Source organism: Mesorhizobium sp. B2-4-3, from assembly GCF_006442815.1.
In the GTDB taxonomy this organism is placed as follows: Bacteria; Pseudomonadota; Alphaproteobacteria; order Rhizobiales; family Rhizobiaceae; genus Mesorhizobium.
Genome location: NZ_VFVL01000005.1, coordinates 258,744 through 269,805, shown reverse-complemented (window position 1 = coordinate 269,805; position 11,062 = coordinate 258,744). Strand labels below are relative to the sequence as shown.

General features: G+C 63.5%; 9 protein-coding genes. 7 read left to right on the top strand and 2 right to left on the bottom strand.

The features are described 5' to 3' along the window. Window positions 1–100 precede the first annotated feature (100 nt). On the bottom strand, window positions 101–1,393 hold the full coding sequence (gene rhaI / locus FJ956_RS08325; RefSeq protein ID WP_140673403.1) for an L-rhamnose catabolism isomerase: 1,293 nt from the start codon (window positions 1,391–1,393) through the stop codon (window positions 101–103). A gap of 148 nt (window positions 1,394–1,541) precedes the next feature. Continuing rightward, on the bottom strand, window positions 1,542–3,644 hold the full coding sequence (locus FJ956_RS08320; RefSeq protein ID WP_140673401.1) for a bifunctional rhamnulose-1-phosphate aldolase/short-chain dehydrogenase: 2,103 nt from the start codon (window positions 3,642–3,644) through the stop codon (window positions 1,542–1,544). 188 nt (window positions 3,645–3,832) lie between these two features. Here FJ956_RS08320 and FJ956_RS08315 point away from each other — a divergent pair, with 188 nt between their 5' ends. The 7 genes from FJ956_RS08315 (at window position 3,833) to FJ956_RS08285 (ending at window position 11,058) form a co-directional block, all read left to right on the top strand. Next, complete coding sequence (locus FJ956_RS08315) at window positions 3,833–4,642, top strand: DeoR/GlpR family DNA-binding transcription regulator (protein ID WP_140673399.1); 810 nt, start codon at window positions 3,833–3,835, stop codon at window positions 4,640–4,642. A 55-nt stretch (window positions 4,643–4,697) separates the two neighbouring features. Then, window positions 4,698–5,693: a rhamnose ABC transporter substrate-binding protein gene (rhaS, locus tag FJ956_RS08310; RefSeq protein WP_140647400.1), complete on the top strand. Its 996-nt coding sequence runs from the start codon at window positions 4,698–4,700 to the stop codon at window positions 5,691–5,693. Window positions 5,694–5,875: 182 nt separating this feature from the next. After that, entirely contained in the window at window positions 5,876–7,417 is a 1,542-nt protein-coding gene (locus FJ956_RS08305; RefSeq protein WP_140673397.1) for a sugar ABC transporter ATP-binding protein, read from the top strand. Continuing rightward, window positions 7,414–8,391, top strand: a complete 978-nt coding sequence (locus tag FJ956_RS08300; RefSeq protein WP_140673395.1) for an ABC transporter permease — start codon at window positions 7,414–7,416, stop codon at window positions 8,389–8,391. Before FJ956_RS08305 ends, FJ956_RS08300 begins: the two co-directional genes overlap by 4 nt. Beyond that, window positions 8,388–9,389, top strand: coding sequence for an ABC transporter permease (locus tag FJ956_RS08295; protein WP_140673393.1), 1,002 nt, complete (start codon window positions 8,388–8,390; stop codon window positions 9,387–9,389). Before FJ956_RS08300 ends, FJ956_RS08295 begins: the two co-directional genes overlap by 4 nt. Further along, window positions 9,389–9,703, top strand: a complete 315-nt coding sequence (gene rhaM / locus FJ956_RS08290; protein WP_181170090.1) for an L-rhamnose mutarotase — start codon at window positions 9,389–9,391, stop codon at window positions 9,701–9,703. Before FJ956_RS08295 ends, rhaM begins: the two co-directional genes overlap by 1 nt. After that, entirely contained in the window at window positions 9,700–11,058 is a 1,359-nt protein-coding gene (locus tag FJ956_RS08285) for an FGGY-family carbohydrate kinase (RefSeq protein WP_140673391.1), read from the top strand. The genes rhaM and FJ956_RS08285 overlap by 4 nt, the downstream gene beginning before the upstream one ends. Window positions 11,059–11,062 lie beyond the last annotated feature (4 nt).

The window sequence follows — 11,062 nt, the reverse complement described above, 5'->3', positions numbered from 1 at the left end:
CCAAAGTGGCCCGAGCGCCTTTCAAAAAACGCCCATCTGCCTCATGCGCTAAATATCGGCTCCCGTGCAAAACCCTCCTTGTGGGGGAGATCAGCTAATCTCAGACGATACCGCCGCTGCCACTCGCTACAGCCGGCCGCTCAGCAGCGACCCTCGCGCGGTAACCCGCTTCGCGATAGGCGGCGACCGGATCGATGGCACCGCCGGTGCGCAGCCGCGCCATGGCAAGGATGGGCTCGACGTCAGTGCGGTAAGCCGCCTTCAGCGTCTGCGTCGCCATCAGCGCGTCGTTCTCCTCCTGGAAACCATCCAGCGCCTTGCGGTCGACCAGCAGCGCCTGCGCATAGGCGCGCTGCACCTCGACCGCCGACAGCATCAGGCTTTCGATGGGATCGGTGACGTTGTGGCTCTGGTCGAGCATATGTGCGGGGTTGAAGCCTTTGGCGCCCGAAAGCTCGGCATCGACCAGCTCGTTGAAGACAAGGAACAGCCGGTAGGGGTCGATCGAGCCGGCGTCGAGATCGTCGTCGCCATATTTGGAATCGTTGAAGTGGAAGCCGCCCAGCTTGCCGAACTGGATCAGCCGCGACACGATCATCTCGATGTTGACGTTGGGCGCGTGATGGCCGAGGTCGACCAGGCAGAAGGCCTTGTCGCCGAGCTCCTTGGCAATGATGTAATTCGTGCCCCAGTCCTGCACGACGGTCGAATAGAAGGCCGGCTCATACATCTTGTGCTCGGTGAACAGGCGCCAGTCGTCCGGCAGGCCGGCATAGATGTCGCGCATGGCGTCGAGATAGCGCTCGAAGGCTTTTGCAAAATTCACTTGGCCAGGAAAATTCGAGCCGTCGCCGATCCACACCGTCAGCGCCTTCGAGCCGAGCGTCCTGCCGATCTCGATGCATTCGAGATTGTGCTCGACCGCCTGGCGGCGCGTGCCGGCATCGGCATGCGAGAGCGAGCCGAACTTGTAGGAGAGCTTCTGGTCCTTCGTGTCGGAGAAGGTGTTGGAATTCATGGCGTCGAAGCCGAGGCCGAAGCGCGACGCCGCCTGCTTCAGCCGGTTCGCATCGGCCTTGTCCCACGGGATGTGCAGCGAGACGGTAGGCGTCGCCTGCGTCAGCTGGCTGATGACGGCGCAGTCCTCGATCTTGTCGAAGATGTCGCGCGGCTCGCCGGCACCGGGGAAACGGGCAAAGCGCGTGCCGCCGGTGCCGACGCCCCAGGACGGGATAGCCACGCCGAATTTCTCGACCTTGTCGCGGATCGCGTCGATGGCGATGCCGCGGCGGTCGAGGCGTTCGCCGAGCGAAGCGTAGTCGCGTTCGAGGTCTGGTTTGCGCGCGGCGTTGTGGCTGGCGACCAGATCGGCACGGATAATTGTTTCGGACATGCAATTCCTCCCAGAACTCGTTCGGCTGGCGCCGCCCCTCATCCGCCCTTCGGGCTTTCGTTGTTCGAAAAGCCAAGCAATTGGCTTTTCGTCCGCTACGCGGACCGTTCCTCAACTCCCCGTAAACGGGGAGAAGGGAAAGCGCGTGCTAGCGCGTAAAACTCTGCGCGTTGCCGGCGTCGACGTTGACGATATTGCCGGTCGATTTGGCCGACATGTCGGAGGCGAAGAAGTAGATCGCCTCGGCAATGTCTTCCGGGAAGACCGAGCGCTTCAGCATCGAGCGCGAGCGGTAATGCTCCTCGAGATCGTCGGTCGACATCTTGTAGGCGGCGGCGCGCTGTTCCTTCCACTCGCCGGTCCATATCTTGGAGCCGCGCAGCACGGCGTCCGGATTGACGACATTGACCCTGATCTGCGCCTCCGCACCCTCGAGCGCCAGGCAGCGGGCAAGATGGATCTCAGCCGCCTTGGCCGTGCAATAGGCAGACGCGTTCGGCGACGCGGCGAGCCCGTTCTTGGAGGCGACGAAGACGACATTGCCGCCGATGTTCTGGGCGCGGAACAACCGGAAGGCCTCGCGCGAAACCAGGAAATAGCCGGTGGACAGGATGTCCATATTCTTGTTCCACAGCGCCAGCGTCGTTTCCTCGATCGGCGCCGAGGAAGCCAGGCCGGCATTCGAGACCAGGATGTCGACGCCGCCGAATTCGACCGACGTTTCGGCGAAGCCGGAAAGCACTTGATCCTCGGAGGTGACATCGATGCGCACCGGACGGACGAAGTCTTTTCCGAACGCTTTCGACAGTTCCTCATTGGCGCTGGCTAAAGCCGCTTCGTCGATGTCGGCCAGCACCACGCATGCGCCTTCGCGCAGCAGCCGGTTGGCGGTGGCGCGGCCGATGCCGCCGGCGCCGCCGGTGACCAGCGCTATCTGGCCGGCCAGCGCCTTTGGCTTCGGCAGGCGCTGCAGCTTGGCTTCCTCGAGCTGCCAGTATTCGATGTCGAAGGCTTCCTGCGCCGGCAGGCCGACATAGGACGAGACCGTCGAGGCGCCGCGCATGACATTGATGGCATTGACATAGAACTCGCCGGATATGCGCGCGGTCGCCTTGTCGCCGGCGAAGGTGAACATGCCGACGCCGGGCATCAGATAGACCACGGCATTGGGATCGCGGATGGCCGGCGAGTCCGGATGCTTGCAGCTGTCATAGTATGCTTGGTAGCCGACGCGGTATTCGGCAATGTCGCCCGCGAGCCGCGCGATGACGGCGTCGACATCGGGCTTTGCCGGATCGAACTCGATCACCAACGGTCGGATCTTGGTGCGCAGGAAGTGATCGGGGCATGAGGTGCCTAGCGCTGCCAGCGGCCGCAAGTCCTTCGAATTGACGAATTCGAGCACGGCCGGCTGATCGTCGAAATGGCCGAGCTTGTGGCTCTTTTCGGAGATCAGGCCGCGGATTCTCGGCATCAGCTTGGCCGCGATGGCGCGGCGCGCCAGTGCGTCGAGCGACTGGACCGCCTCGCCGCCGAAGATCGCCTTGCCCTGCGATTTGCGCTCGAACCAGTCGATCGCCTGGTTGATCACCGAGATCGTCGTCTCGTAGCACTCCTTGGGCGTGTCGCCCCAGGTGAACAGGCCGTGGCTTTCGAGCACGACGCCCTTGGCATCCGGATTTTCCAGGCAGAATTTCTCCAGCCACAGGCCAAGCTCGAAGCCCGGCCGCTTCCAGGGCAGCCAGCCAATGGCGTCGCCGAAAATCTCCTTGGTGATCGCCCTGGAATCCTTGGCGGCGGCGACCGCGATGATGGCGTCGGGATGCATGTGGTCGACGCAAGCCTTCGGCACGTAAGCGTGCAGCGGCGTATCGATCGAGGCCGCGCGCGGATTGAGGTTGAAGGTGCAGTGGGGCAGATAGCCCACCATCTCATCCTCGTGCTCGACGCCGCGATAAAGACCTTTGATGGCACGCAGCTTGTCCATGTAAAGCGTGGCGAAACCGTCAAGCTTGATCGAGGCGCTGTCGCCACCGGAGCCCTTGACCCAGAGGACTTCCACCTCCTCGCCGGTGAGCGGATCCTTCTGCCGGACCTTGGACGAGGTGTTGCCGCCGCCGTAATTGGTGACGCGCTTGTCGGACCCCAGCGTATTCGAGCGATAGACCAGGAGTTCGGGACCGCTCATCCCTTCGGCTTTTGCATCGTCCCAAAGATTGGCGAGGCGCGAGCCGGAGCGCTTGTCGAGCATAGGTATCCTCCCTTGGAGCGCGACGCCGCGCCCCTCATTTCTCGCCCGGGAATGTCTACGCAAGCGCCGCGCTTGTCAATCACAAACGATCAATATCGATCATATTGCACTGCACAATGAAAATATTTGATCGGAAATGATTGACACTGCGCGTTTTCTAAGGCCTGATGCTCGGGCAGGGAGGAACCATGCACGAGAAAGAGCGCCACAGGATCATTCTGTCCGCCGTCCAGGAAAAGCCTGTGGTGACGGTGCAGGAAATGGTCGAGCTGACGGATTCCTCCGAGGCGACGATCCGGCGCGACATCGCGGCCCTCCATGTCCAGAAACGCTTGCGCCGGGTGCGCGGCGGCGCCGAGGCGATCTCGCCGCCGCAATTCATCGGCCTTGCCGGCCGGCCCTTCTCGGTCAACGAAACGCTGAACGCCGCGCAAAAGCGGGCGATCGCGCGGGAAGCGGTGAACCTGTGCACGGACGGCGAGCCGATCATCGTCAATGGCGGCACCACCACTTTCCAGATGGTGCATTTCCTGACCGGACGCCGCATGCCGATCTTCACCAATTCCTTTCCGATCGCCGAGCATCTGCTCAAGCATTCGAAGAACACGGTGATGCTGTCGGGCGGCACGATCTACCGCGAGCAGAACATCATCCTGTCGCCTTTCGACAATGACGTGACGCGCAACTTCTATGCGCGCCGCATGTTCATGGGCGCCCAAGGCCTGGGGCCGCTCGGGCTGATGGAAGGCGATCCGCTGCTGATCCAGGCCGAGCAGAAATTGATCGACCAGGCCGACGAGCTGGTGGTGCTGGTCGATTCCTCGAAATTCCGCATGCGCTCCAGCCTGATCCTGTGCGGGCTGTCGCGCATCGCGACCGTGATCACCGACGACGGCATCGAGGACCGCGAGGCCAAGATGCTGGAAACGGCGGGTGTGGCGCTGATCGTCGCCCGCAGACAGTCAAGCGACAAGGAAGAATCTTCACTGCAGGCCTGAGGGAAACTCACGCCCGCAGCGGCGATGGAATGCAACGCTCAAGGGAGGATATTCGATGAGCTTTTTGAAGAAACTACTGGTTACGGCGGCCTTTTCCGCCGCCATGTTCGTGAATGCCGCCTATGCCGAGAACGTCAAGATCGCGCTGGTGGTGAAGTCGCTCGGCAACGGCTTCTTCGACGCCGCCAACAAGGGCGCCGAGGAAGCGGCCAAGGAACTGGGCGATGTCGACGTCATCTACACCGGCCCGACCAAGGCGACGGCCGAAGCGCAGATCGAAGTGATCAATTCGCTGATCGCGCAGAAGGTCAACGCGATCGCCGTTTCGGCCAATGACGCCGACGCGCTGGTGCCTGTGCTGAAGAAGGCAATGGAACGCGGCATCACCGTCATCTCGTGGGATTCCGGCGTCGCCAAGGAAGGCCGCCAGCTCCACCTCAACCCGTCCGACACCGGCCTGATCGGCGAGACGATCATCAAGCTCGCCGCCGACTATCTGCCGGAAGGCGGCGACGTCGCCATCCTCTCCGCATCCTCGACCGCGACCAACCAGAATGCCTGGATCGAGGCGGCCAAGAAGGTGCTGCCGGAGAAGTTCCCGAAGATCAAGCTGGTCGCCACCGTCTATGGCGATGACGACTCGGCCAAGAGCACCGATGAAGCCAAGGGCCTCTTGAAGTCTTATCCGAACCTCAAGGCGATCATCGCGCCGACCACGGTCGGCGTCGTCGCCGCCGCGCAGGTCGTCACCGACGAGAACCTGATCGGCAAGGTCAACGTCACCGGCCTGGCGCTGCCGTCGGAGTTCAAGAAGTTCATCGACAACGGCGCTTCGCAGGCTGTCGCTCTCTGGAACCCGATCGATCTCGGCTATTCGGCGATCTACCTCGCCCATGACCTGGCGGTGAAGAAGGAAGAAGCCAAGCCCGGCGCTACGCTGTCGATAGGCCGCGTCGGCAAGGTGACGCTCGACGACACCAACTCGGCCGCGATGGCTCCGCCCTTCCAGTTCGACAAGACCAACATCGAGAAGTTCTCCAAGATCTATTGATCCTGGAACCAACGGCGCTGCCCCCTCATCCGGCCGCTTCGCGGCCACCTTCTGCCCGGTGGGGAGAAGAGCCTGGAGCCAAGCTCGGAAGTCTCCTCTCCCCTCGGGGAGAGGTCGACCGAGCGAAGCGGAGGTCGGGTGAGGGGAAGTCCAAACGGAAATAGACTGGGCTTGATACGACTATGGACACGACGGCCCATGACGGCACGATAAAAGAGCGGCCGCCGACATCGGCTCCGCGCCTGACGCTCTCCGGGATCTCCAAGAGTTTCCCGGGCGTGCGTGCCCTGCACAATGTCAGCCTGTCGCTCTATCCGGGACAGGTGACGGCGCTGATCGGCGAGAACGGCGCCGGCAAGTCGACGCTGGTCAAGATCATGACCGGCATCTACCAGCCAGACTCGGGCGAGATCGGCATCGACGGCCAGGCCACGACGCTGCCCAGCGCGCATGCCGCCTTCGGCCACGGCATCACAGCCATCCACCAGGAAACGGTACTGTTCGACGATCTCTCGGTCGCCGAAAACATCTTCCTCGGCCATGCGCCGCGCACCCGTTTCGGCACCATCGACTGGCGCACCATGCGCAGACAAGCGCGCGAGGTGCTGGAGACGATGCGCGCCGGCCATATCGATGCCGACGCGCGTCTCAAGGACCTCGGCATCGCCAACAAGCATCTTGTCGCCGTCGCCCGCGCCATGTCGATCGATGCGCGCATCGTCATCATGGACGAGCCGACCGCGGCACTTTCGATGAAGGAGATCGAGGAGCTTTTCCTGCTGATCGAATTCCTGAAGAGCGAAGGCAAGGCCGTGCTGTTCATCAGCCACAAGTTCGACGAGATCTATCGCATCGCCGACCGCTACACCGTCTTCCGCGATGGCGAGATGGTGGGCGAAGGCCTGCTGAAAGACACCGGCCAAAACGAGATCGTACGCATGATGGTCGGCCGCAACGTCGACCACATCTTTCCGCAGCGCGAGCCGAAGATCGGCGCGCCGGTGCTGTCGGTTTCCGGCCTGTCGCATCCGACCGAGTTCGACGACATCGGCTTCGAATTGTGCAAGGGCGAGATCCTCGGCTTCTACGGCCTTGTCGGCGCCGGGCGCAGCGAGGTGATGCAGGCGATCGCTGGCATCACCCGCACGAGCCGGGGCGCCATCTCACTCGACGGGCGGATGATCGCACCGAAATCGGCCGCGGATTCGATCGAGGCCGGCATCGTCTATGTACCGGAAGAGCGGGGCAAGCAAGGCGTGGTGATCGGCCTGCCGATCTTCCAGAATGTGTCGCTGCCGTCGCTGGCGCGCACCTCGAAATCCGGCGTGCTCAGGCTCGCCGAAGAGTTCTCGCTCGCCCGCTCCTACACCGAGCGGCTCGACCTGCGCGCCTCTTCGCTCAGCCAGGATGTCGGCACGCTTTCCGGCGGCAACCAGCAGAAGGTGGTGATCGCCAAATGGCTGGCGACCGCGCCCAAGGTGATCATCCTCGACGAGCCGACCAAGGGCATCGACATCGGCTCCAAGGCCGCCGTGCACCGCTTCATGGCCGAGCTGGTCGCGCAAGGGCTTTCGGTGATCATGGTCTCGTCGGAATTGCCCGAAATCCTCGGCATGTCCGACCGCGTCGTGGTCATGCGCGAAGGCCGCATCGCGGCGACCTACGACAACAAGGGTCTCGACGCAGAGACGCTGGTTCGGACGGCAGCGGGGATCGTGGCATGAAAAGCTTCCTCAAATATCGCGAGATCTGGCTGCTTGCCGGCATCGTCGTCCTGATCGGCCTGATCTCGACGCGCTTCCCCGGCTTCGCCGACCCCGCCAATCTGCGCCAGGTGTTCAACGACACCTCGATACTGATGATCCTGGCGCTGGGACAGATGGTGGTGATCCTGACGCGCTCGATCGACCTGTCGATGGCCTCGAACCTGTGCTTCACCGGCATGGTGGTGGCGATGCTCAACGCCGCGCATCCGGCGATCCCGATCCCGGTGCTGATCGTCATCGCGCTGCTGGTCGGCCTGGTGCTCGGCGCGATCAACGGTTTCCTGGTGTGGCGGCTGAACATCCCGTCGATCGTGGTGACGCTGGGCACGCTCACCATCTATCGCGGCGCCACCTTCGTCGTCTCCGGTGGCGCCTGGGTCAATGCCGACCAGATGAGCCCGGACTTCATCAACTTCCAGCGCGCCGCCTTCCTCGGCCTGCCGGTGCTGTCCTGGATCGCGATCATCGTGATCGCGCTGTTCTTCCTGGTGATGACGCGCACGCAGATCGGCCGCTCGATCCACGCCATCGGCGTCAACCCGACCGCCTCGGTCTATGCCGGCATCGATGTCGGCCGCACCAAATTCATCGTCTTCTGCATTTCCGGCATGATCGGCGGGCTCGCCGGATACCTGTGGATCTCGCGCTATGTGATCGCCTCGGTCGAGGTCGCCAACGGCTATGAGCTCAACATCATCGCTGCCTGCGTGATCGGCGGCATCTCGATCGCCGGCGGCATCGGCTCGGTCGGCGGCGCGGTGCTCGGCGCGCTGTTCCTCGGCATCATCTCCAACGCGCTGCCGGTCATCAACATCTCGCCCTTCTGGCAGATGGCGATCTCGGGCAGCGCCATCATCCTGGCCGTGGTGCTCAACGCGCGCGGCGAGCGCCGGCAGGGCCGCATCATCCTGAGAAAGGCGGAAGCGGCATGACCGACACCCCTGCCCCGCGCCATATCCCCGACCGGCTCGACAAGCCGCTGGCTACAGCGATCTTTTCCTGGGAGGCGCTGCTCGTCGTCATCGCGATCCTTATCTTCGCGGTGAACAGCTTTGCCTCGCCCTATTTCCTCGACCCGTGGTCGCTGTCGGACCTGACCTTCAACTTCACCGAAAAGGGGCTGATCGCTCTAGCCATGGCGCTGCTGATCATCTCCGGCGAGATCGATCTCTCAGTTGCCGCGATCGTGGCTTTAGCCTCGACCATGATGGGCATGGCCGTGCAGGCCGGCGCCGGCACCCCGGTGCTGGTGGCGATCGGCATCGTCGTCGGCCTTGGCTGCGGCGCCTTCAATGGGCTGCTGGTCACGCGGCTCGGCCTGCCTTCCATCGTCGTCACCATCGGCACGATGAGCCTGTTTCGCGGCATAGCCTTCATCATCCTCGGCGACCAGGCCTACAAAGGCTATCCGGAAAGCTTCGCCTTCTTCGGCCAGGGCTATGTCTGGTGGGTCTTCTCGTTCGAGCTGGCGCTGTTCCTCGTCGCTGCCGTCATCTACTGGTTCGTGCTGCACCGCACGAGCTTCGGCCGCCGGGTCTTCGCCATCGGCAACAACCCGGTGGCCTGCCAATTCTCCGGCGTGCGCGTCGACCGCATCAAGTTCATCCTGTTCTGCTTGACCGGGCTGATGTCGGGCATCGCCTCCGTGCTGATCACCTCGCGGCTCGGTTCGACGCGGCCGTCTATCGCGCAAGGCTACGAGCTCGAGGCGATCACCATGGTGGTGCTGGGCGGCGTCTCGATCCTCGGCGGCGCCGGCAGCATTCTGGGCGTCGTGCTTGCCGCCTTCATCATGGGGCTGGTGACGTTCGGCCTCGGACTGCTCAATGTCCCCGGCATCGTCATGTCGATCTTCATCGGCCTGTTGCTGATCATCGTCATCGCACTGCCCATTATCTGGCGCCGCCTGAGCGTGGGACGCTTCGCCTGATGGAGAAATACGCCTTCAAGACGAAGCTCAATCCCGGCATGAACGCCGAGTACAAACGTCGGCATGACAAGATCTGGCCTGAGTTGGTCAGGCTTTTGAAGCAGGCCGGCGTCTCCGACTATTCGATCCATCTCGACGAGGAGACCAACATCCTGTTCGGAGTGCTGTGGCGTCGTGACGACCACGGCATGGCCGATCTGCCTAGACATCCGGTGATGCAGCGCTGGTGGGCGCATATGGCCGACCTCATGGAAACCAAACCCGACAACGAGCCGGTGGCGGTGCCGCTGGAAACCGTGTTCCATATGGCATGATCGTCGCCGTCATCGATATCGGCAAGACCAACGCCAAGGTGGCGCTGGTCGATCTCACGACACTGAGCGAGATCACGCTGCGCCGTATCGCCAATGCTCCTGTGCGGCAGGCGCCCTACCCGCATCACGATGTCGAGGCGCTGTGGACGTTCATCCTCGACAGCCTGGCCGATCTCAACCGCGAACGGCGGATCGATGCGATATCGATCACCACGCATGGCGCGACCGGTGCGCTGGTCGACCGCTCGGGCGAACTGGTGCTGCCGGTGCTCGACTATGAATTCGACGGCCCCGACCAGCTAGCGGCCGACTACGACGCCGTCCGTCCGCCCTTTGCCGAGACCGGCACGCCGCGGCTGCCGATCGGCCTCAATCTCGGCGCGCAGTTCTTCTGGCAGCAGAAGCGTTTCCCGGCGGACTTCGCCAGAACCGCCGCGATGCTGATGTATCCGCAATATTGGGCGCTGCGGCTGACCGGCGTCGCCGTCAATGAAGGCACGTCGCTCGGCTGCCACACCGATCTGTGGAACCCCTGGACGTCCGATTACTCCTCGCTGGTCGACAGGATGGGCTGGCGCCGGCTGATGGCGCCGGTGCGGCGGGCAAAGGACCGGCTTGGCCCGATCCTGCCGGAGCTGGCGCAACGCACAGGGCTGGACCCGCGGACGCCCGTATTCTGCGGACTGCACGATTCCAACGCCTCGCTGCTGCCGCATCTGCTGTCCGACGCACCGCCCTTCTCGGTCGTCTCGACCGGCACGTGGGTGATATCGATGGCGGTCGGCGGTCGGAAGGTCGAGCTCGACCCGGCGCGCGACACGCTGGTCAACGTCAACGCGCTCGGTGATCCTGTGCCGTCGGCGCGCTTCATGGGCGGACGCGAGTTTTCGCTGCTGACCGAGGGGCAGCCGCAGGAATGGAGCGAAGCCGACGTTGCCGCCGTTCTGGCGCGCCAAGTCTTGCTGCTGCCTTCCACTCAACAGGGCTCCGGACCGTTTCCGCATCGCGCCGCGCAATGGCGTAGCGCCGACGACCTGAGCTCCGGCCAGCGCTTCGCAGCCATCTCATTCTACCTGGCGCTGATGACCGTGACCTGCCTGGAACTGATTGGCGGCGAGGGGCCGACAACCGTCGAGGGACCGTTCGCGCAAAACCCGCTTTTCATCCGCATGCTGGCGGCAGCGACGGGAAGGCGCGTCATTGCATCGGGGACCTCGACCGGAACGAGCATCGGCGCCGCGCTGCTGGCGTCGGATGACGCTACGGTCACGAGCAAAGGCGAACGCACCGCACCGCCAATCGAGCGCGCCTGGCGCGAATACGCGTTGGCCTGGCAGCAGGCCGTGAAGCTCTAAGCCG